General features: G+C 60.0%; 15 protein-coding genes. 5 read left to right on the top strand and 10 right to left on the bottom strand.

The features are described from left to right. Window positions 1–98 precede the first annotated feature (98 nt). Window positions 99–1,532, top strand: coding sequence for a TolC family outer membrane protein (locus ACYCCG_RS20090; protein ID WP_459671551.1), 1,434 nt, complete (start codon window positions 99–101; stop codon window positions 1,530–1,532). A gap of 130 nt (window positions 1,533–1,662) precedes the next feature. Here ACYCCG_RS20090 and ACYCCG_RS20095 read toward each other — a convergent pair whose 3' ends face one another. The 8 genes from ACYCCG_RS20095 to ACYCCG_RS20130 form a co-directional block, all read right to left on the bottom strand. Then, window positions 1,663–6,558 carry a S8 family serine peptidase gene (locus ACYCCG_RS20095; RefSeq protein ID WP_459671560.1) on the bottom strand — a complete coding sequence of 1,632 codons (4,896 nt, stop codon included), beginning with the start codon at window positions 6,556–6,558 and terminating at the stop codon, window positions 1,663–1,665. A 303-nt stretch (window positions 6,559–6,861) separates the two neighbouring features. Continuing rightward, window positions 6,862–7,086: a hypothetical protein gene (locus tag ACYCCG_RS20100; RefSeq protein WP_459671552.1), complete on the bottom strand. Its 225-nt coding sequence runs from the start codon at window positions 7,084–7,086 to the stop codon at window positions 6,862–6,864. An 8-nt stretch (window positions 7,087–7,094) separates the two neighbouring features. Then, window positions 7,095–7,766: a hypothetical protein gene (locus ACYCCG_RS20105; RefSeq protein ID WP_339444481.1), complete on the bottom strand. Its 672-nt coding sequence runs from the start codon at window positions 7,764–7,766 to the stop codon at window positions 7,095–7,097. 309 nt (window positions 7,767–8,075) lie between these two features. Beyond that, window positions 8,076–8,882: a hypothetical protein gene (locus tag ACYCCG_RS20110; protein ID WP_339444479.1), complete on the bottom strand. Its 807-nt coding sequence runs from the start codon at window positions 8,880–8,882 to the stop codon at window positions 8,076–8,078. 243 nt (window positions 8,883–9,125) lie between these two features. Beyond that, window positions 9,126–10,544, bottom strand: coding sequence for an HlyD family type I secretion periplasmic adaptor subunit (locus tag ACYCCG_RS20115; RefSeq protein WP_459671553.1), 1,419 nt, complete (start codon window positions 10,542–10,544; stop codon window positions 9,126–9,128). After that, complete coding sequence (locus ACYCCG_RS20120) at window positions 10,541–12,685, bottom strand: type I secretion system permease/ATPase (protein ID WP_339534801.1); 2,145 nt, start codon at window positions 12,683–12,685, stop codon at window positions 10,541–10,543. Before ACYCCG_RS20120 ends, ACYCCG_RS20115 begins: the two co-directional genes overlap by 4 nt. A 238-nt stretch (window positions 12,686–12,923) precedes the next feature. Next, window positions 12,924–14,195, bottom strand: a complete 1,272-nt coding sequence (gene waaA / locus ACYCCG_RS20125) for a lipid IV(A) 3-deoxy-D-manno-octulosonic acid transferase (RefSeq protein ID WP_339444473.1) — start codon at window positions 14,193–14,195, stop codon at window positions 12,924–12,926. A gap of 11 nt (window positions 14,196–14,206) precedes the next feature. Continuing rightward, entirely contained in the window at window positions 14,207–15,097 is an 891-nt protein-coding gene (locus ACYCCG_RS20130; RefSeq protein WP_003249460.1) for a LysR family transcriptional regulator, read from the bottom strand. Window positions 15,098–15,183: 86 nt separating this feature from the next. Here ACYCCG_RS20130 and ACYCCG_RS20135 point away from each other — a divergent pair, with 86 nt between their 5' ends. From ACYCCG_RS20135 to ACYCCG_RS20150, 4 genes are all read left to right on the top strand, one after another. Continuing rightward, entirely contained in the window at window positions 15,184–15,516 is a 333-nt protein-coding gene (locus ACYCCG_RS20135) for a DMT family transporter (RefSeq protein ID WP_176683116.1), read from the top strand. An 88-nt stretch (window positions 15,517–15,604) separates the two neighbouring features. Beyond that, entirely contained in the window at window positions 15,605–16,780 is a 1,176-nt protein-coding gene (locus ACYCCG_RS20140) for an NAD(P)/FAD-dependent oxidoreductase (RefSeq protein WP_459671554.1), read from the top strand. Next, window positions 16,777–17,589 (top strand): aldo/keto reductase, encoded by an 813-nt coding sequence (locus ACYCCG_RS20145; RefSeq protein WP_084850260.1) that lies wholly within the window; start codon window positions 16,777–16,779, stop codon window positions 17,587–17,589. The genes ACYCCG_RS20140 and ACYCCG_RS20145 overlap by 4 nt, the downstream gene beginning before the upstream one ends. A 58-nt stretch (window positions 17,590–17,647) precedes the next feature. Beyond that, the gene (locus ACYCCG_RS20150) at window positions 17,648–18,616 is read left to right on the top strand and encodes a metal ABC transporter ATPase (RefSeq protein WP_252461259.1); all 969 of its coding nucleotides are present in this window, start codon (window positions 17,648–17,650) and stop codon (window positions 18,614–18,616) included. 81 nt (window positions 18,617–18,697) lie between these two features. Here ACYCCG_RS20150 and hldE read toward each other — a convergent pair whose 3' ends face one another. Next, window positions 18,698–20,119 carry a bifunctional D-glycero-beta-D-manno-heptose-7-phosphate kinase/D-glycero-beta-D-manno-heptose 1-phosphate adenylyltransferase HldE gene (hldE, locus tag ACYCCG_RS20155; RefSeq protein WP_021783834.1) on the bottom strand — a complete coding sequence of 474 codons (1,422 nt, stop codon included), beginning with the start codon at window positions 20,117–20,119 and terminating at the stop codon, window positions 18,698–18,700. A 130-nt stretch (window positions 20,120–20,249) separates the two neighbouring features. Beyond that, on the bottom strand, window positions 20,250–22,058 hold the full coding sequence (msbA, locus tag ACYCCG_RS20160) for a lipid A export permease/ATP-binding protein MsbA (RefSeq protein WP_252461260.1): 1,809 nt from the start codon (window positions 22,056–22,058) through the stop codon (window positions 20,250–20,252). Window positions 22,059–22,062 lie beyond the last annotated feature (4 nt).

Below are 22,062 nucleotides of genomic sequence, written 5' to 3' on the forward strand. Positions count from 1 at the left end.
ACACCGAGCGATTGTTGCCGGGTGCGCATGGCACTACACTGGCCCATCGCTCGATACTCAACAGTTCAGTAATTAAATTTCGTACAAGGATTGCCTCTATGCTGCGCAAACTCTCACTGGCGATAGCCGTGTCTTGTGCGTCCAACGGAGTGGTCTGGGCAGCGGACGTGCCCTCGACAGTCAAGACCGATCTGGTCAGCGTCTACCAGGAGGCAGTGGACAACAACGCCGACCTGGCTGCCGCACGCGCCGATTACGGTGCGCGCCGCGAAGTGGTGCCGCAGGCCCGCGCCGGGTTGCTGCCAAACCTGTCGGCCGGTGCCGAGATGATGAACACCCGCACCAAGCTGGACGAGCCGTCCATGACGTCCAATCGCAGCGGCAACTCCTGGAGCGCGACCCTGGCTCAACCGATCTTCCGCGCAGATCGCTGGTTCCAGCTGCAAGCCGCCGAAGCCGTCAACGAACAGGCAGCCCTGGAGCTGTCGGCGACCGAGCAAAACCTGATCCTGCAAACCGCGCAAAACTACTTCGCCGTCCTCCGCGCCCAGGACAACCTGGCCGCCACCAAGGCAGAAGAAGCCGCCTTCAAGCGCCAGCTGGACCAGTCCAACGAGCGTTTCGACGTGGGCCTTTCGGACAAGACCGACGTGCTGCAATCCCAAGCCAGTTATGACACTGCACGCGCCAACCGGATCATCGCCGAACGCCAGGTGCAGGATGCCTTCGAGGCCTTGGTGACCCTGACCAACCGTGAGTACACCTCTATCCAGGGCGTGGTGCATAGCCTGCCGGTACAAGTGCCAACGCCCAACGATGCCAAGGCCTGGGTCGAAACCGCCGGGCGCCAGAACCTCAACCTGCTGGCCACCAACTACGCGGTTTCTGCCGCAGAAGAAACCCTGCGTCAGCGCAAGGCCGGGCATGCACCGACCCTGGATGCCGTGGCCAAGTACCAGAAGGGTGACAACGACAGCCTTGGCTTCACCAACCCATCGCAACTGGAGGTGCGCTACAGCGGCGACGTCGAGCAGACCAGCGTTGGCCTGCAACTGAATATCCCGATCTACAGCGGCGGCCTGACCAGCTCGCAGGTACGCGAGGCTTACCAGCGCCTGAGCCAGAGCGAGCAACAGCGTGAAAGCCTGCGCCGCCAGGTCGTGGAAAACACCCGCAACCTGCACCGCGCAGTGAACACCGATGTGGAACAGGTACAGGCGCGCAAGCAGTCGATCATTTCCAACCAGAGCGCGCTGGAAGCCACCGAAATCGGCTACCAGGTCGGTACCCGCAACATCGTCGACGTGCTTGATGCCCAGCGCCAGCTGTACACCTCGGTGCGCGACTACAACAATAGCCGTTACGACTACATTCTCGACAACCTGAGCCTGAAGCAGGCAGCCGGCACCCTGAGCCCGCAAGACCTGCAGGACCTGAAGCGCTACCTGAAACCTGACTACAACCCGGACAAGGACTTCCTGCCACCGGACCTGGCGGCAGCAGCGGCCAAGAACTTCGAGCGCAGGCCTTGAGATAGGGGCTGGACTCTTCGCGGGCTTGCCCGCTCCCACATGGTGCCAAGCCTGAAGGCATGATGCACCTGTGAGAGCTGGCTTGCTGGCGATAGGCCTCCAATATCACTCCAGCCCTGAACGACAACGCCTAGGCGGCTACGGCAATCGTCGAGTCAATGCGTTGCGCCGACATATCACCGATAAGCATAGGCCCCGAAGGTTCAGGGGCGAACGCAGCCATTGCATCAACAAGATTCCCCAGGTTCGGTAGCGAGTGCTCGACAGCAAACAGCGACGCCCCTGCGGAAAGGGCTGAAACCTCTGGCACGGCAACCGCTTCAGATGTGACCATTGCCGGCTGCGCAAAGATAAAGTCCTCCGCTGTCACCTGCGCAACTTCGAGCGCATCCAGGTACAGCATCTTCACAATACCTTCCTGCCCCGGCACTGCCTGGGTATCAACGGCTACACCGTGGATCTGCGCAAAGTCATTGAGTTTGAAGCGCTGGACTTTGCTGACGTGCAGATCCTCGAAGCGACTGATGCCTACCTGGGTCAGGTCAATCTTGTCGATACCGTGTCGGAACCCCCGAAGGGTGTTCTTGTAATCGCTCACACCTTCTTGTTTTGTCACCAGAAACACGCTGGGCGCAACCGTCGGCGGGGAATATATCGTGCCTGCCAACGAAGCCACCAACTGCCCGGAGGCGTCACTGGCAAGCGACACGCCACCTGCACCACCGGTAAGCAGAACATTCGCGCTGACAGGCGGGGTCGTCTGCTCTTCAGGGCTGCCCTCGAAATAACCTGGTGCAGCGGTGAAAGCGTCAAGGAAACGGAAGTTCGCTGACCGCAGTTCGGCAATCGTAGTGTCCGCAAGCGTCAGCTTCTGCCCACTGCCAAGGTCGAGCACAGTCGAATTGCCGTCCTGTTGCACCTGCAAGTCAGTAAACCCTGAACCACCAAAGCCGACCAGGTCGATCACCTCACGCGAAGTCTCGAACTGCTTGAGTACATCGTTACCGCCTGCACGCCTGTGGATGACAAAGCGGTCGGTACCCTCACCCCCCTTGAGGAGATTGTACCCACGGCCACCATCCAGTAATGCCCCTGCGGGCCCGGCAATCAAGGTATCGTCGCCATCACCACTGATAAGGTTTTGCACCGAACCAGGGACTATGGTGAGCGCCGCACCGGCAATACTGGCGCTGCCGCTGGCCAGATCCACCGAGATACTGCGACTTACTGCAGCCGCATTCAACGTATTGCGCCCGCCAGCGGTGCCGCTGATGGCATCGTCAAGCTTCGCGCGCCCTGGGTTTTCTGCCACCAGGTTCGCGTAGTCGTCGGTGAAGTAATAGACATCATCGGTGGTGCCGGGGCTGCCGACGAGGCGCAGCGTCCAGCGATCAAGCATTAGCGGTAAGCCAGCAACAGCATTACGCACCTCGAGTTTCCACTCCCCAGCCGAGCGCTCTGCGCGATGATGGGTCGACATGAACCCATATTTGAACGCTCCTGAACGCGAATCGCCCAGATCGTCATCACCAGAGCCCGGCGCCTTGCCTGTGCGATCGAGCAGTACGCTGCGCGTGCCGCCAGGCGACACCAGCGTGAGCGTCATGTCGCCAAGGCGGCCGACCATCGAGTGGATATCGACCTCCACATGCTCCACCAGCAAATCAGCCGGCAGGGTCAAAGACAAAGTCGCAACCTGTCCCGCCGCAACCTGTTGAGCCACTGGTGCACTGCTGGCTGTCAGCAGCCGCTCATTGGCCTTGGTCGCCCGGCTCCCCCAGGACTCGGCAAGGCGCACCGCGGCGCGGGCGTCGATCATGCCAAAGCCATAGTCGTGGCTGGCGTGCATGCCACCGCCATTCCAATTGCGCCCTGCGTTGTAAGCCCATTGGGTTGATGCGTCATCCACTTTGCGCGCAGACAGTGCGAGGATCTGCTGAACATCCCGGTAACCCAACCCCGGGTTGGCCTGCAACATCAACGCCACCACGCCTGAGACGATCGGCGCGGCGAAGCTGGTGCCCTGAGTCGTGCTGTAGGCGCTGCCGACCGACGCACCGCGCTCCGCTTCAAGGCTGACGCCACTGGATAAAACATGGCTCCCCGGTGCAGCGACCAGCAAGCTGGAGCCTGGATTGGAAAAGGGTGCCGTGGCAGCTTGCAGTACCGAGAGGTCTGCCTTTGCATTGATGGCCGCCACTTCAATGGCGTGGCGGTTGTTGTTGGTCAGCGAGCCCTGTGCATTACCGCCTTTATGGCGCTGGTTGCCACCAGAGGCGACGACGATGGTGCCTAGCCCGCCACGGCCGTTGGTGGCGGCAAGAGTAGTGCTGAATGCCAGCGCCAGAGCAGTGTCGACTTTTCCTTCTGGAACATTTGTGAGCCCGAAGTCCGTTTTGAAACCCCAGCTGTTGTTGGCTATGTCGTAGTTGACCATTTGCCCCAGATTGGTCAGGTCATCGCCTTTGTTGGCCAGGTAGTGCCCGCCGATCTTCGCATCATGTGCGATGCCGATCCCTCCTTGATCATTGCGCGCGCCAACCATGACCCCAGCCACTTGAGTGGCATGATTGGACGCCAGGGCGGGCAGCGTGCCATTGGTGCGTTGGGTTTGCAGCCAGATGGGATCGATATTCGGCTTGAGATCGGGGTGCCCGATGTCGAAGATTTCCGGCGCCACGGCAAACTCCCCACCCGGCTCGAACTGCCCTATCCTCACCCCCTTGCCCGTGAAGTCACGCCATACCGGCGCGACATTGATCTCGTCCAGATACCACTGCCGCCCCGACAGCGGGTCAGCGGGGGATTGTTCATGGCGCAACGTTACCGTTGCCCGCAAGGGTGCTGATGCAGCACTGCCCACTTCGGTCACACTCATGGACGCGTTGCCGGCAGCATCGACCAAGTCGTAGCGGAAACTGACATCACCGTCATGGCCTGGCAACGGCGTGACCTCCACATCACCCTGCTCGTTCAGCCGCACTGTTGCACCCTTGCCAGCGCTGACTGAGGCGATGCGCAATGGCCCGTTGCTGCCAAGTGGCTGATCATTGCCCAGCAGCGCCGTTGCAGGGACTATCAGCGCCGTGTCAGTGGTGGCGAATGTAGCCAGTTGCTCAGGCGAGAGCCTGTCGCCGATTGGCATGGCGCCCCCGCCGAGAAGATCGATGGCAGCAATGTCGGCGAAGCTGAGTTTCTGGATGTTGCTCAAGCTCAGACGGCCATCTCGTCCCGCCACGGTGTCGGTGATCAGGTGGCCCGATTCGGTACGTGTGATCAGGTACTCGTCGTGAGCACCATGCAAACTGACCAGGTTGGTGCCTGCGCCTCCGTCGATCGTGGCATCGCCGCGTCCGGCCTCGATCACGTCATCGGCAGCACCGCCCGTAATCCGATCAGCGCCACCACCGGCGTAAATGATACTTCCGCCCGCCGAGGCCCGGATGCGATCCCCCTTGGGGCCCGCATAGATCACCGACTTGCCGGTACCGCCAATGATGTCGTTACGGCCTGTACCCCCCACAAGCACATCGTTGCCGCCCCCGCCAATCAGCAAGCTGTCGCCCGAGCCGCCCTTGATGAAAACTCCGCGTTGACCGCCGCTGGCGATGATGTCCTTACCCCGCCCGCCTTGCGCAATGGTCAGCCCGGCCTTGGCCATGTTCAGCCCAACGCCATGCTCCCCCACGATCAGTGCCGTGTCGCGCCCACCATTGCCCTGCACGTTCGCCCAATCGTCGCTGGCACTGATCACGAATACATCGTCGCCCGCCCCGCCGTGATAGGTGTTGCTGCCACCGCCACCAACCAGCCAACTGCCCTCTGGAGCCGCGGTCAAGACATCATCGCCCGCGCTGCCGTACAGCGTCTGTACGCCGAGCGCTGCGGCGTCCAGCGTGCTGCCTTGAGCACTCTGGCTGATGTAGGCCCTTCGGGAAGTGGGCCCGCTTGACGAAGTCAGTAGAGTGCCACCCTCCTGGGCCTCGATCCGATTACCGACGGTATCGGCGAGAAACCTCACCGCCAGTACTTCCCGGTCCTCACCATTAACAGTGAAAGCGCCTCGGGAAATGACCTCGTTACCCTGACGCACCTCTCCTACCGGCTCGACCTGGCCGAGCTTGATCTGGCTAACGCCATGCTCCTGCAATGCCCTCAGCTCACCGGCATCGGCACGCCCGTCATGGTTGCCATCGACCCACACCTTCAATTGCGCCCAGACGGCGTCTTCAACGTTGATGACGCCATCGGCGTTGGCGTCAACACTTGCCAGGGCGGCGAAGCCATCCTTGAACAGCGTTTCACCGGAGTTGCCGTCGCTGCCTGCCTTGCCGCCGTAGTATTCGGAGAACAGCTGGCTGACGTTGCTCACCTGGCCGGTACCGTTGTCATGCACCAGCATGCCGGTCAGCCGGTCTGCCCAGCCGGTGCGGCGCAGTGAACCACTGTTATCGATATCGAACAGTACGCCTTCCTCGATACCCGTCAGACCAACGCCCTTGCCGCTGAGGTCGAGCAAGAGCGGGTCGACAAACGTGTTCACCGTGGTCATTGCTGCCAACCCGTTGAGTACCACGGCATTGCGCAGGCTGAAATCCGGTTGTTCATTGCCATCACGATAGAACTGAGCCAGATGCTGATTGGGTCGCACATTGGGATCGATCTGGAGCTCGCCGGGGCGAACACCACCGGTGGCCAAACTGCCCAACTGAGCGGAGGTGAAGTCGGTGTTGTCGAGGGTGCTGTCGGTGAATGCGATACTGTGGGTCAGGCGACGATCGACGTAGCCGTTGGAGACGTCATTGCGGATATCGTCCTGGCCTTGGAGGTCGCGGCGGGATTCGGTTGTGGGGGTGATTTCGATGTTCAAGGATGGATCTATAGCCCCAGGGTTCTCGGAATCTACGAGCTCGGAGATCACACTGGCCAAGCCATTTCCCGCAACTTCTCCTATTGAATAAAGAAACGATGCAATGGCGGTCGGCGAATCAATACGAGATTTCCAGTACTTGGCCATGCCACGCATATCATCCGGTGCCACTACAGTGCTATAAGCCATTCTACTATCAGTCTGAATGGACAACCAAAACTCACTACCCGGGCTTCCCGCCGCATCCAGTACCTTTTTCCAATATGACTCACGATGCTCCGGATGGGTTAACTCAAACACAGAATTCAAAGTCCAGGCATCTTTCGACCTACCCAAGTTTTTAAATACTTTACTATGGAACGCCCAAACTTCCTTATGATTTGGATCACCATCCACCTTACCACCCATCACCCTGCGTTCTTGAAGTTTCAAATAAGCTTTGCCCATTTCCAATCTTACTTATTCAACATCTGCCTCACTCATGGGGCGCCCGGCATCTGCCTCAGTTCGTTTCATGAAATTTATAGCAGCCAACCCTGCTATGGAGTTGCCTTTAGCAACGCCATTGGCAAGCACGGCATATCGGTCCCCCTTCATAGCCATATAGTCATACATATCGCCAACACCTTTGGACTCAAAAATTTTACGCGCAACCGCTATATCTTCTTTTGTCAACCCCGACATTTGCCACCTCATCTTCTGCTATTAATTAAAAAATCGACCACTGAGCGCCTCACTTCCAACCATCGCATTAACTTATCAGGGCGCATTATCACCTCGACTAGTACGTCTCCAAACACCACAAAGGTCATTTCACACGAATAGTAATTCGGCACTTTCGGGCGCCAACTGCAATACCCCACAGCAGCCAAGTCATCGAGCTCACCCTGCCAATAGATAAGCTTCTTGTGATTTTCCAAAGTCGTGTCACGCGCCTCTACACGATAGAGGCTGCTTGACTCATCGTACTCAGCAAGCGTTATTGTTTCTGCTGGGCTTTTCCGCAAAAGAAACTCGAGTTGACGCCGTAAATCCCCCTCTCTTGCAGTTATCGGGCCCACTGCGACCAACAGCCCCTCATGCTCCAAGCCCTGCCGGAACACTAAACTGTCATCCGCCGGCTCGAGCTCTGGCCAGGTCATTGACAAAAATACAGATACCAGGTTTGCGTCACAGCCTTTTTTGTTATAAATAAAGCCAGGATCAAAAGAGCTTTTTCCCTCATATTCTGGCCAAAATGGAAAGTACAACCTAGAGAACTTGTACACTTCCCCTGAAATTCTGCCGCACACGAAAGGATCAAACGTTACCTCCCCTGGCTTCCAAGGTTCGCTTTTCCAAGCCACAACTATCATCACCAGCACGGGAGTCAACAAGAGTACAGCGGAGCAAAGCCTCAAAAAACTCCAAGCCCATAGGAAAAACAAACATGGTATTTTTCTCATAATGACTTAGCGCTCCTTCAAGCTTTCTCGGACATGCAACCAAAAGAGGGCAGAATCTAACTTTGATCATTTCCCTTCTCCTTGCCTTACACCTCGCCTTGCAATTCTTCAATTCTATTAACCACACACCTCAACTCACCCCGCAAAAAAATCAACACTCACAAGAGCCAGCCCTCTTATCACGCTAAGCCTGACGCGCCTCTTCCACATCGGACATTTCCATCCTGATCATTTATCGACCCGATACCTCGCAGCATTCATGAAAAACTCACCCACTGCCAAAGCAATGTTATGCCACTCCCCAAGCCTCTCCCATAAAAACTCCACATTAACAATTGCATCCCCTCCGGGTATCAAAAACTTCAAATAGCAACGCGAGTAATTGGCCTTGGGTTCCACCCAGTTGCAATAACCGATGTATTGCATGCGTCCCTTGGCCTCCAGCCAGAAAAAGCCCTTGCGCCGATTAGGAAATTCACTATCAACACCCTCGAGAAAATTTAGGCCGAGATCTTCGTTCAGCTTGCTAGCCTTAACTAGAGCCGCGGGTGTTTCACGAAGATAATGCTGGAGCTGTTTTCTCAACCCTGCTTCCCCATGCAGCCAAGGCCCAATTGCGACCGATATCCCATCAAAGCGAAAAGACGTCGCCTCACCGTAAGAGACGGGCTGCATCTCCGGCCAACTCATTGCCATATAGAGTGACGCCAAGTTTGCACCACAGCCTTTTTTGATATTTATAAATACCGGCTCCCAAGAACTCTTGCCCTCATCCTCAGGCCAATAGATCACATACTTCCTAGGGAGCTCATAAACAACACCCGAGACCTTTCCACACACCATTGGATTAGGGGTCGTCAGCTTCTTCGGCGCCCAAGTCGGAGTAATAACAATGGCGACCAATAACCACACCACACTTAGCAACAACAACAATTTGCTAAACCCCCACAGCACCAAACCAAATCTTCTACACAGCGTAATTAGCTTTCCGAACAGCACCTTCACAAAGAGAAAGATATACCTGTAACTAATCATCACCCCTCCCTAGAGCCAGCCTGCCCATATCAGCCACTAAGCAAACTTCGCTTCAGACAATGCATGAACTTTTCCAAAATTTCTTTCGCACAACACGGAAATGCTGCTCCCAGCCCCAAACGCATCTGAACCACCGAGACCGACAGCACAGCAACTCGCCATACCAGCCAATATTATTGCACTACAGATCCGCAGTAAGCTCCAAGCCGCTCTATATACAATGCACGCATTTTTATATTTCATTTATCGCTCCTTCAGACTTTCCTTTGCATGCCGCTGCAGGGGACTCAAGAAGAAACTGATAACCCTGCGCCTATCCACAATCACTTCTGCACGCACAGCCATGCCCGCCGTCAACGGCAAGTCGTTATCCCCTACGCGCAAAGCTTCCTTGGCCAACTTGATTCGAGCGCTATACAAAAGACCGTGCCTATCATCCTCAATGGCATCATCGGAAATACTCTCCACCACCCCCGGTACAACGCCATACCTGGTAAAGGTGAATGTCTCGATCTTCACTTCCACGTGCTGACCCGGAAAAACAAAGCCGATATCTTTGTTCTCGACTTTCACTTCCACTTCCACCGGCTCGCCCGTCGGCACAATGACCATCAGTGTCTGCGCGGGTGTAACCACCCCGCCCTGTGTATGGATCGCCAACTGCTGGACGGTGCCGTCAACGGGGGATGTCAGCACCTTGAGGCGATGCCGCTGCTCGGCCTTGTTCAACTCCTGCTCAAGGGTTGCAATGCGCCGTTGCGCCTCACCGTGAAGATCGAGCATGGCTCTGCGCAGTTGAGCAATGGCACCGCTACGGCGGTGCTGAGCAGCAAGCCGTGCAGCGTTCAGTTCGTCGATGCGCGAGCGCTGGAGTGCCAGTTCGCGTTCCTGCTCCAGGCGGGCCTGCTCCTTTTCCAGGTAGGTGTGCTTGGCCACGGCCGATTCGCTGAACAACAGCTTGTAATCCGCCGTCAATTGGCGGGTGATCACCAACAGTTGCCGGAGCGCGTCAGCCCGCCCCTGGGCGGAACGGATTTCGGCAGCGCGTTGACCGATTTCGGCATCGGCCTGTTCCAGCGTGGCCTGCAACTCCAGGTATTGCCCCTCCAGCCAGCGCTGCGCGCCTGCCTGCTGCGCGGCCGTGGCCTGCGGTATCAATGGTGCCAGGGAGGCAGGTGCCACATCGCCGTCCAGCGCACTCAGCAGTGTGCTGGCGCGGGCCTGGTCGATCTGTGCAGCCAGCAGTTCGCTGCCCAGGCGCTTGATATCAGCCTCGGTCAACTGCCCTTCCAGTTCGACCAGCACATCGCCTTTGCGCACCGGCTGGCCATCGACGACGTGGATCGACTGCACCACCGCGACCTCGCTGGCCTGTATCAACTTGCTCCTGCCACTGGGCACGATCTTGCCTTCGGCACTGGCGATGACATCGATCTCACCGATGCAAGCCCAGGCAAGCGCCAGCCCGATGAACATCAGCAGGCTCCACTGCAGGTAGCGCGGCAAGGGATGCACTGGCGTTTCCTGCAAGGACAGTGCCGCAGGTAAAAAGGCCAGTTCGTCGGCTTCACGTACGGGGCCGTCCATGCTCCGGCGCTTTCGCCATGCCGTCCTCCACGCATCCCGGTAGAGCTCGGCAAGGTCCTTGAACGCCACACTCATACGGCGGCCCCGAGCTGCAGTTGATGCAGGTAGGCATAGGTGCCCTGTGGATAACCCAGCAGCTCATCATGAGTCCCTTGCTCGATGATCTGCCCACGCTCCATGACCACGATGCGGTCGGCATGACGTACTGCCGAAAGCCGATGGGCAATGATGATGACCGTGCGCTGCGCGCAAATCCGCACCATGTTTTGCTGGATGATCCGTTCGGACTCATAGTCCAGCGCACTGGTGGCTTCGTCGAAAATGAGGATGCGTGGATTGCCGAACAGCGCTCGGGCGATGGCTATGCGCTGTCGCTGCCCACCCGACAGGCTGGCGCCGTGCTCACCAATCAGGGTTTCGTAGCCATCCGGTAATTCGAGGATGAACTCGTGAGCACCCGCCAGCGTCGCTGCGGCGATTACTTCTTCAAGCGGTGCCGCTGGGTTGCCGAGGGCAATGTTCTCGCGCACGGTGCGCCGAAAAAGCACGTTGTCCTGCAACACCACACCGATCTGCCGACGCAGTGACGCCACATCGGCTACCGCCAGGTCAGCACCGTCAAGCAATACCCGCCCCCGCTCGGGTGAGTACAGCCGCTGAATCAAGCGTGTCAGCGTGCTCTTGCCTGACCCCGAGCGACCTACAACGCCTATCACTTCTCCGGCGGCGATCTTCAGGCTGACATCGCGCACCACTTCGCCCCCGTCCGGCCGATAGCGAAAACACACACGATCGAGCTCGATCTGCCCGACAAGTGTGGGCAGCACCGTGCCCTTGCCTTGGTTGACCTCGGTACGGGTGTTGAGAATGTCGCCCAGGCGTTGAATCGATACCCCTGTCTGCTGGAAGCTGGTCCAGAGTTGGGCCAGGCGGATGATGGGCTGCGACACGCGCCCTGCGAGCATGTTGAAGGCGATCAGCTCGCCCACCGTGAGTGCGCCTTCGATGACCAGCCGGGCCCCCAGCCACAAGGTGGCTACCGTGACCAGTTTGCCGATCAGGCCGACGCTTTCATTGGCCAGACTGGAAAGGTTCTGGGTCTTGAAACTGGCAGATACATAAGCAGCCAGCTGATCATTCCAGCGCCGGGTAACCTGAGGTTCCACGGCCATCGACTTCAGTGTGTCGATGCCGTTGACCGCCTCGACCAGAAAGGCCTGGTTCTCGGCGCCGCGTTGGAAGCTTTGATCAATCAACGCCCGCAGTAGCGGAGTAACGACCAGGGATACGAGAAAATAGAAAGGCAGCGAGCCAACGACGACCAGCGTCAACCATCCGCTATAGAGGAACATGACAGCGATGAAGACCACCGAGAACAGCACATCCAGCACTAGCGTGATGCTGTTGTTGGTCAGGAAACTTCTGATATTCTCCAGTTCTCGCACTCGGGCAACCGAGTCACCGACTCGCCTGGCGTGAAAATAGGCGGTGGGAAGATCGATCAAATGCCTGAACAGTTTTGCACCCAGTTCGACATCGATTCTTGACGCTGTATGAGCTGCCACATAGGTACGCAACCCACTCAGCAATGTTTCAAATAGAACGACGACCAATAAACCCAAGGCGATAACATCCAGCGTGGTCAAACCGCGATGCACCAGGACTTTGTCCATTACCACCTGAAAGAACAAAGGCGTCAGCAAAGCCAGTATCTGAATGACCAGGGAAACCACGAGCACTTCGCCAAATAGCCGCCTGTACTTCACCAGGGCAGGAATGAACCAGGTAAAGTCGAAGCGTGACAGCCCGAGGGGCAACTGGGCATTGGAGCGAACCAGAATGAGTTCTCCCGACCAGCGCACCACCAGTTCCGCGAAGGTCAGCGCTTGCGGCGCGCGGGAATGGGGGTCCTGCACCAGAACCTGCTCGCCCTCCACGCGCGCGATGATGAAGTACTCACCACGCGCATCCACTGCAATAGCGGGCAAAGGCGTATGCTGCAGCCGGGCCGGATCGACGCTGCGGTGTCTGGCCTTGAGGCCAAGTTGCTGAAATGCCCGAAGTAGTGTGCTGGTAGAGAACCGCTCACCCGCTGCTGCATGATCGTGCTGCAACTGCTCGGCAGAGACGGCAACACCATGGTAACGCGCCAGCGTGATAAGACACACCAGCCCACTTTCAATAGTGTTGGCATTGCCATCAGATAAATCAGCCATCACGCCACCTCTTATGAAAATCGGACATGAGGCGATACTAGCCCGAAGCAATAGGACAAACGTCCTACAAGCTTCCGACGCAAGCGTGTGACACTTCTGACTTTTAAAGTCTATTCGTAGGAAGTTTCCTAAAGGCGAGAAATCCAGTGTAGGAAGTCATAACTTACGCCGTAGGAATAAATAACCAGAATCAGACATACCCACTCTAGACCGGGTCTTTGAGTGGATATGTCGATTATCAGCGGATCAAGGCCCCCAGACCCTCGAGCAATCGCTGCAAAGCCCCCTGATTGGCCCGCATCACCGCCCTGCCCGCCTCGCCCATGCGCTGGGCATCCTGCGGCAGTTCCACCAGACGGCGCACCGCGCCGGCCAGCCCGTCAGCATCATCCACCTGCTGCAACGCACCCGCCTCGCGCAGCATCGCGCTGATTTCGAGGAAGTTGAACACATGCGGCCCCATGAGCACCGGCAAGGCCAGCGCCGCAGGCTCCAACGGATTGTGCCCACCGGTCGGCACCAGGCTGCCACCGACGAAGGCAATGTCGGCCAGGGCATACAGGAACAGCAGTTCGCCCATAGTGTCGCCCAGCAATACCCGCGTTTGCGCATCGACCAGCGTGCCGGCAGAGCGGCGCACGGTGGTGAACTGCTCGCTGCACAGCGCATGCACTGCATTGAAGCGCTCGGGATGGCGCGGCACCAGGATCAGCAAGGCATCGCCATGCACCTGCAACAACTGCCGATGCGCCTGCAGGATCAAGGCATCTTCACCTTCGTGGGTGCTGGCGGCGATCCACACAGGGCGCTGGCCGCCCCCCCACTGTTCACGCAATGCCCTGGCGCGCGGCAACAGCTGTTCGTCGATCGTCAGGTCGAACTTGATCGAACCGGTGACTCGCACGCGCTCAGGGCGTGCACCCAGGTCACGGAAGCGCTGGGCCTCGGTTTCGGTCTGCACGGCAATCAGGCTCATCTCGGCCAGCATCGGCCGGGTCAGCCTGGCAAAGCGCCCATAGCCACGGGCCGAGCGCTCGGACAAGCGCGCATTGGCCAGCGCCACCGGAATGCCGCGCCTGGCACACTGGTGAATGTGGTTGGGCCAAAGCTCGGTTTCCATGATGATGCCCAGCTTAGGCTGCACATGATCGAGAAAACGCCCCGCCGCCCAAGGCAGGTCGTAGGGCAGGTAGCAATGCTGCACGCGTGGTTCGTTGGCGAACAGGGCGCGAATGCGCTCGGAGCCGGTAGGGGTCATGCAGGTCAGTGTGATCGGCAGCTCCGGGTAAGCCTTGAGCAAGGCACGCACCATGGGTGCGGCCGCAATGCTCTCGCCCACCGATACCGCATGTACCCAGATACCACCCTGGCGCATGGCCGGCAGCTTGAAAGCGAAGCGCTCGCCGATACGCTGGCCATAGGCCGGCGCCTTGCGCGCGCGCAGGTACAGGCGCAGCGCAACCAGCGGCAGGCCCAGGTGAAACAGCAAGGTATAGAGAGTTCTGTTCATGGCGGATAAGTCTACCCGATCGCGCGAAGGTGCACTGCAAAGCGCTCGGCCAGCCACTGCGCAGCCGGGCCCAGAGGTTCATCGCGGCGCCAGGCCAGCTCTGCCACCAAGGCCGGCGGCCGCCAGTCGCTGTCCAGTTCGACCATGTGCGCCTGGTAGGTCGGGTACTGCACCACATGCCGGGGTAACCAGGCCCAGCCCAGGCCGCGCATCAGTAGTTCGGCCATGGCGTAGAAGCTGTCGGCACGCCAGACCTGCGGGCTGATCGCTTCGCCGCCGGGGTAACCGCTTTGTTGTGGCGTGATCAGCAACTGCCGGTGGCGGGCCAATTGTTGCCGGGTAACCCGGCCTTCGCCCGCCAGCGGGTGGCCGACCGCGCACACCGTGACCATCTCCACGCTGCCCAAGGCACGGCGTTCCAAGGAAGCCGGGATGCTTTCGTGGAGGAAGAACAGGCCCAGATCGGCGCGGCGCTCCACCAGCTTGCGCGCCACATCGCCCTGGGCTCCGCTGGCCAGTTGCACCTCCAGGAACGGGTAGCGGCTAGCCAGTTCGTCAAGGCTGTCGATCACCGGCTGATACGGCATGGCTTCGTCCTGAGCGACCCGCAGCAAGGCCTCCTGCCCGCGCATCAGGGCCAGGGCGCGGCCATCCAGGCGTTCGCACTGGCGTAACAATTCGCGGGCGTCTTCCAGCAAGGCGCTGCCGTTTTCGGTCAATTTCGGTTGCCGGCCGCTGCTGCGCTCGAACAGGGTGACCCCTAGGTCTGTTTCGAGCAGCGCGATGGCGCTGCTGATCGCCGACTGGGCTTTGTGCTGCTCACGTGCCACCGCGGAGAACGAGCGCAGTTCTGCAACGCGCAGAAAGGTACGCAATTGTTCAAGGTTCCATTGCTCGGCCATCAACCTATCTCCCCAATTGATAGGTAATGACTTTACCCCATCCATGCAACGTCTAGAATGCCCGCTCAGTAACGGAGGATCCCGCCATGAATGCCTATACCTACCTCGCCATTGCCATCTGCGCCGAAGTCGTCGCTACCGCCTCGATGAAGGCGGTTAAAGGCCTGAGCACGCCGTTGCCACTGCTGCTGATGGTGGTTGGCTATGGCATTGCGTTCTGGATGCTGACGCTGGTGGTACGCAGCATTCCGGTGGGGATTGCCTATGCCATCTGGTCGGGGCTGGGGATTGTGCTGATCAGTGTGGCGGCGCTGGTGATCTATGGGCAGAAGCTGGATATGCCGGCGATGCTTGGCATGGCCATGATCGTGGGTGGCGTGGTGGTGATTCAGCTGTTTTCGAAGACCGCTGGGCATTGAGAGCCCGTGTGCGGGGCTCGCCGACGATAGGGCCCTCACAGGTATAGCCTGTATACTTGCCAGCTGTCCCAGTCTTCGAGGTACCGCCATGCCATCTGCCATTTCCACTGACGTGCTGATCGTCGGCGCCGGGGTCGCAGGCCTCTGGCTCAATGCCCGCCTGCGCCGCCTGGGCTACTCGACAGTGCTGGTGGAGCGCGCCAGCCTTGGCGGCGAGCAGACCATCAAGTCGCAGGGCATCATCCACGGCGGCACCAAATACGCCCTGCACGGCGCCCTGACCGGCGCCTCGGAAGCCATCGCCGACATGCCGCGCCGCTGGCGCGAAGCCTTGGCCGGCAACGGCGAACTCGACCTCGGGCGTACCCGCCTGCTCTCCGATGCCCACTACCTGTGGTCGCCGGGCACCTTGGCCGGCAACCTCACAAGCTTCTTCGCCAGCAAGGCCGTGCGCGGCCGGGTCGACCAGGTCAAGGGTGACCAGCTGCCACCCGCACTGCAGGACCGCGCGTTCAAGGGCAAGGTGTATCGCCTGGCGGAACTGGTGGTCGATGTCCCCAGCCTGCTGGCCAACCTGGCCGAGCTGGCCGGCGAGTCCTTGCTGGCAGGTGAACGCATCGAACCCTTGCGTGAAGCTGATGCGTTGGTCGGCCTGCGTGTGGACGACCGGGAAATCCGTGCCCAGCGCATCGTGTTGAGCGCCGGAGCCGGCACGGAAGGCTTGCTGCAGGCGCTGGGCCTGGATCAGCCAGCCATGCAAACCCGCCCGCTGCATATGGTCATGGCCAAGGGCCCGAACCTCAAACCTTTGTACGCCCACTGCCTCGGCGGCGGGCCCAAGCCGCGGGTAACGGTGACCACCCATCCGGCAGCCGATGGCCAGTGGGTCTGGTACCTCGGTGGGGACCTGGCCGAAGCCGATGGCGTGGCGCGCGAGCCTGCAGCGCAGATAGCTGCAGCGCAGAAGGAAATCGCCAACCTGCTGCCCTGGGTCGATCAGAGCCTGGTGCGCTGGGCCACACTGCGCGTCGACCGCGCTGAGCCTGCACAATCTGGCCTGGCACGCCCGGACAACGCCTTCCTTGCCGACCAGCAGCGCCTGCTGGTGGGCTGGCCGACCAAACTGGCACTGGCACCGGACTTCAGCGACCGGGTAATCAGCCACCTGGAGCGCGACGGCATTCGCCCACAAGCACAGGCCGACCTGACCGACCTGCCACGCCCTCCGCTGGGCGTACCGGCCTGGGAGCAACTGCTGCCATGAGCCTGCCAACCCTGCACGAATTCCATCGCCCGCTGGGCAGCACCGGCCTCAAGGTCTCGCCACTGGGCCTCGGCACGGTCAAGCTGGGCCGCGATCAGGGCGTGAAGTACCCCACTGGCTTCACGATCCCCGGCGATGAAGACGCCCGCCTGTTACTGGCCCAGGCCCGCGAGCTTGGCATCAACCTGATCGACACCGCCCCGGCCTATGGCCACAGCGAAGAACGCCTGGGCCCGCTGCTGCGCGGCCAACGTGATGAATGGGTCATCGTCAGCAAGGTCGGTGAAGAGTTCGAGGAGGGCCTGTCGCATTTTGACTTCAGCGCCGCCCACACCCGCCGCTCGGTTGAGCGCAGCCTGCGCCGACTCGAGACCGACCGCATTGAACTGGTGCTGGTGCATTCCGATGGCAACGACCTGGCCATCCTCGAACAGCAGGAGGTCTACCAGACCTTGGCCGAACTCAAGCAGGAGGGCAAGATCCTTGGTTTCGGGCTGTCCGGCAAGACCGTCGCCGGCGGCCTGAAGGCGCTGGAGCAGGGCGACTGCGCCATGGTCACCTACAACCTCAACGAACAGGCAGAACGCCCGGTGCTGGACTACGCTGCCGAACACGGCAAGGCCATCCTGGTAAAGAAGGCCTTGGCGAGCGGGCACATCTGCCTGGCCCCGGGCGTCGACCCGGTGCAGGCCAGCTTCGAGCTGCTGTTCGCCCACCCGGGCGTCAGCAGTGCTATTGTCGGCACCATCAACCCGTTGCACCTGGCCCACAACGTGGCCACCGTCGCCCGCATCCTGGGCCAGCATTGAGTTACCTCAGGCCTCCGACTCAGGGCCTGGAGACTGACCCGACGCAAGGAGGAGCCTCGTGGCGCGAACGCTGATCCGCAAGAACCCGAGCAACTTCAAGACACTGCCATTGCATGTCGAGGCCACGCCCGAAGGCTTGATCTACCAAAGCATCGGCATGCCGCTGAACTTTGCCCAGACCCAGCAACGGCGCAAGGCCATCCAGTTACCCGACGCGCAACACTTCGTGGTCGAACTGGCCAACCTGGGCGTGTCAGTGCGCCTCACGCTGCATTGGCAGAACCGCGATTACTGGGTACTGGTGCGTCAGCGCCGACAAGACCGTGGCGATGTGGTGCTGAAACTGATTTCCGGTTATGTACCGGCGCAGGAGCTGAACCTGCCGCTGCACACGGCTGTACAGGAAGTGGCCGAGGAGTGCCTGCTGGAAACCCCGGAAGGTTGGCTGAGCGGGCGCTTCAACGACACCTGGCTGCCCGTACCCTACGCCGCCGCCCTGCACTACCGCGAAACACCCCACTTCGTGCTGGCGCCCCAGTCCGGTGCCGCGCGCCCGGTGCATTGCGGCAAGCTGATGCTACTGGAGCGCCCACGGGCCTATGTGCACCTGCCGACCGCTTCGCTACAGCTGATCTATGACATGCGCCTGCAAGTGCCCCGTGACGCCAAGAAACTCAGCTTGTTCCACGTTGACGAGCGGCTGGAGGGCGACCAGTTGGTGGCGCGGCTCAACCGCAAACGGCCCGACCTGTACCTGATGCCATTGAAGGACGGCCTGCCACTGGCAGAGCTGTATACGCTCAAAAAGGATGAGCTGGTGCCGGCGAGTACGCGTGGGTTGTACCTGGCAGAAAGTTTTGCCCGGCAGGAAGGCTGGGTGGTGGCAGATGAACGGATACGCTGGAAGGATTGGGTGAAGCAGCAAGGTTTGGTGGAAAGCAAGCCCGCACGGGCGTCGCACTTGCAACGGTTTGGCGACAAGGCGCGAGCACTGCTGGAGCGGGCACGTACCTCGCTGAACAAGTGACATCCCGGAGGCTTTCACCTGCTTGCTGGGGCGGGTAAACCCGCCCCAGCAGAGGGCCGCCACAGCAGCCCCAAGGTCAGATCAGTTCTTGCGAATTTTCTCGACAATCGCCGTGGTCGAACTGTTCTCGACCAGCCCCAGCACCTTCACGGTGCCGCCATAGCCCTTGACGATATCAGCGCCCACCACTTGGTCGATGCCATAGTCGCCACCCTTCACCAACACGTCCGGCTTGACCTGGCTCAGCAGGTTTTCCGGGGTGCCTTCCGGGAAACTGATCACCCAGTCCACCGCGCCCAGACCGGCCAGTACGGCCATACGCCGGTCAACGCTGTTGATCGGCCGGCCCGGTCCCTTCAGGCGGCTTACCGAGGCATCGTCATTTACCGCAACGATCAGGCGATCACCCTGGGCCCGCGCCTGCTCCAGGTAGGTGACATGCCCGGCATGCAGGATGTCGAAGCAGCCATTGGTAAAGACGATCTTCTCGTTGTGCGCCCGCGCGTCATCAATGGCCAGTAGCAATTGCTCCAGGCCCAGCACGCCGCGTTCTGAGCCTTCCTCACGCTGGATGGCCCGGCGCAGTTCAGGGGCGCTGATGGCAGCCGTACCCAGCTTGCCGACCACGATGCCCGCCGCCAGATTGGCCAGGGCCACCGCATGGGGTAGGTCCTCACCCGCGGCAATGGCCGCGGCAAGGGTGGAGATGACGGTATCGCCGGCACCGGTAACATCGAACACTTCACGTGCCCGTGCTGGCAGGTGCAACGCCGGCTGACCAACACGCAGCAGGGTCATGCCATGCTCACCGCGGGTGACCAGCAAGGCACCCAGGTCCAGGTCCTGCAGCAATTGCAAGCCCTTGGCGACCAGTTCGGCCTCATCGACGCAACGGCCAACGATGGTCTCGAACTCGCTGAGGTTCGGGGTAATCAGACTGGCGCCACGGTAGATGGAAAAGTCCTTGCCCTTGGGGTCGGCCAGCACCGGAATACGCTTGGCGCGCGCCGCCTGGATCAGGTCTTGGTGATTCTTCAATGCACCTTTGCCGTAGTCAGACAGCACCAGCACCTTGACACCTTCGAGCAGGCCATCGACCTCCGCGCCCAGCGACAGCGGGTCGGTGGCGAACGGCTCTTCGAAATCGATACGCAGCAACTGCTGGTGACGGCTCATGACCCGCAGCTTGACGATAGTCGGCTGGTGCGCGATGCGCTGGAATACCGAACGGACACCGGCAGCCTGCAGACTGTTGGCCAGGCTGTCGGCAGCCTCATCCTGGCCGGTAACGCCGATCAGCGAAGCCGGCGCGCCCAGCGCAGCAATGTTCAAGGCAACGTTGGCCGCACCGCCGGGGCGATCCTCGATCTGATCGACCTTGACCACCGGGACTGGCGCTTCAGGCGAAATACGCGAAGTACCGCCATGCCAGTAGCGGTCGAGCATGACATCGCCGACCACCAGTACCGGGGCTTGATCGAAACGCGGCATGGACAACTTCATGGGCAACCCATATGGAAATAATGAACAGGGGCAGGATATTAGCACAGGGTAGTCAATGGCTTTATGGCCAGATCATCCCTGGAAAATTCCCGTGACAATCGGGGCCATGACGGCCCCGATCAAGGAGGGTTCAGGTGATATCGGCCTTGGCCGGCTCATCCAGCCCCATGGCATGCAGGCGGGCATAATGGCCATTAGCCGCAAGCAGCTCGGCGTGAGTACCGCGCTCGACCAGGCGACCCTGGTCCATGACCAGGATCTGGTCGGCCTTCTCGATGGTCGACAGGCGATGGGCGATCACCAGCGTGGTACGGCCTTGCATCACGTGGTCCAAAGCGGCCTGGATATGCCGCTCGGACTCGGTATCCAACGCCGAAGTGGCTTCGTCGAGGATCAGCAACGGCGCGTTTTTAAGCAGCGCACGGGCAATAGCCAGGCGCTGGCGCTGCCCACCAGAAAGCAGTACACCGTTCTCACCCACTTCGGTATCGAAGCCCTTTGGCAGCCGGTCGACGAATTCCTTGGCATAGGCATCGGCTGCGGCGGCTTCGATGTCTGCGCGCGGCGCGCCAGCCAGATCGCCATAGGCGATGTTGTTGGCCACGGTGTCGTTGAACAGGGTGACATGCTGGGTGACTTGCGAAACATGGCGACGCAGGTTGCGCAGGCGATAGTTCTCGATCTCCACGCCATCGAGCAGGATCTGCCCCTTGTCGTGGTGATAGAAACGCGGGATCAGTGCCGCCAGAGTAGACTTGCCACTGCCTGAGCGGCCGACCAGGGCGATCATCTGCCCGGGCTCGGCTACAAAACTGATGTCGCTCAGCACTTCACGCTCGGTACCCGGGTAAGTGAAGCTCAGGTTACGCACTTCCAGGCGCCCTTCCACGCGTTCCTTCTCGACAGTACCGGTGTCCACTTCGGGTGCTTCGTCCAGTTGCTCGAAGATGCTCTCGGCACCTGCCAGGCCCTTCTGGATGGTCGAGCTGACTTCCGACAACTGGCGAATAGGCTTGGGCAGCAGGCCGGCAGCGGTGATATAAGCCACCAGGTCACCGGCAGTGGAGTCCCCGCGCAGGAACAACACCAGGAACATCAGCGCAGCCATGGCGCTGTAGATCACCAGCTGAAGCATCGGTGTGTACAGCGAGCCGGTCTTGGTCATGCGCAGTTGCTTGTCGGTGTTGCTCTGGCTGGCCTGGCCGAATCGCCGCTCCTCATACGCCTCGCCACCGAAGCTACGGACCACGCGGTAACCCTGGATGGTTTCCGAGGCAACGTGGGTGACGTCGCCCATGGCTACCTGGATCTTCTTGCTCTGCTTGCGGAATTTCTTGCTGGCGATGCTGACCATTACCGCGATCACCGGCAAGATGGCGACCATCACCAGGGTCAGATGCCAGTTCATCCAAAGCAGATAGGCAAACAGGAACACCACGGTCAGGCCTTCGCGGATCACTACCTTGATGGCGTCGGTAGCGGCGCCGGTGACCATGGTCACATTGAAGGTAATGCGCGAAATCAGGTGCCCGGAGTTGTGGTTGTCGAAGTAGCGGTTGGGCAACACCAGCAACTTGTTGAACAATGCCACCCGCAGGTCATGCACCAGGCTCAGAGAGACCTTCGCCAGGAAGTAGTTGCCGAGGAACGAGCCCAGGCCCTGCCACGCAGCGATCAAGATGATCAGCAGCGGCACCGCCTGCAGCAATTGCAGGTCACGCAGGTAGGGGACGTTGGGGAACAATACCGCTTCGGGGTTGCTCAGCCCATCGACGAAGTACTTGAGAATGCCGGCCAGCATTGGCTGGGTCGAGGCAAAGATCACGAAACCGACAATGCTCAGCAGGAAAATGCCGACATAGGGTTTCACATAGCTCAACAGCCGGAAGTAGATCTTCAGGCTGGAGGTGTGCTCCGCTGGTCGCGGTGTTTCGGCCATTATC

Source organism: Pseudomonas sp. VEM90 (assembly GCF_054611535.1).

Bases quoted from the DNA above. Each gene is read 5' to 3' on its own strand.
- ACYCCG_RS20140 (WP_459671554.1), top strand. From the start codon at position 15,605: ATGCCATCTGCCATTTCCACTGACGTGCTGATCGTCGGCGCCGGGGTC.
- ACYCCG_RS20110 (WP_339444479.1), bottom strand. From the start codon at position 8,882: ATGATTAGTTACAGGTATATCTTTCTCTTTGTGAAGGTGCTGTTCGGA.
- ACYCCG_RS20120 (WP_339534801.1), bottom strand. From the start codon at position 12,685: ATGGCTGATTTATCTGATGGCAATGCCAACACTATTGAAAGTGGGCTG.
- ACYCCG_RS20135 (WP_176683116.1), top strand. From the start codon at position 15,184: ATGAATGCCTATACCTACCTCGCCATTGCCATCTGCGCCGAAGTCGTC.
- ACYCCG_RS20130 (WP_003249460.1), bottom strand. From the start codon at position 15,097: ATGGCCGAGCAATGGAACCTTGAACAATTGCGTACCTTTCTGCGCGTT.
- ACYCCG_RS20145 (WP_084850260.1), top strand. From the start codon at position 16,777: ATGAGCCTGCCAACCCTGCACGAATTCCATCGCCCGCTGGGCAGCACC.
- ACYCCG_RS20090 (WP_459671551.1), top strand. From the start codon at position 99: ATGCTGCGCAAACTCTCACTGGCGATAGCCGTGTCTTGTGCGTCCAAC.
- ACYCCG_RS20100 (WP_459671552.1), bottom strand. From the start codon at position 7,086: ATGTCGGGGTTGACAAAAGAAGATATAGCGGTTGCGCGTAAAATTTTT.
- ACYCCG_RS20095 (WP_459671560.1), bottom strand. From the start codon at position 6,558: ATGCGTGGCATGGCCAAGTACTGGAAATCTCGTATTGATTCGCCGACC.
- msbA (WP_252461260.1), bottom strand. From the start codon at position 22,058: ATGGCCGAAACACCGCGACCAGCGGAGCACACCTCCAGCCTGAAGATC.
- hldE (WP_021783834.1), bottom strand. From the start codon at position 20,119: ATGAAGTTGTCCATGCCGCGTTTCGATCAAGCCCCGGTACTGGTGGTC.
- waaA (WP_339444473.1), bottom strand. From the start codon at position 14,195: ATGAACAGAACTCTCTATACCTTGCTGTTTCACCTGGGCCTGCCGCTG.
- ACYCCG_RS20115 (WP_459671553.1), bottom strand. From the start codon at position 10,544: ATGAGTGTGGCGTTCAAGGACCTTGCCGAGCTCTACCGGGATGCGTGG.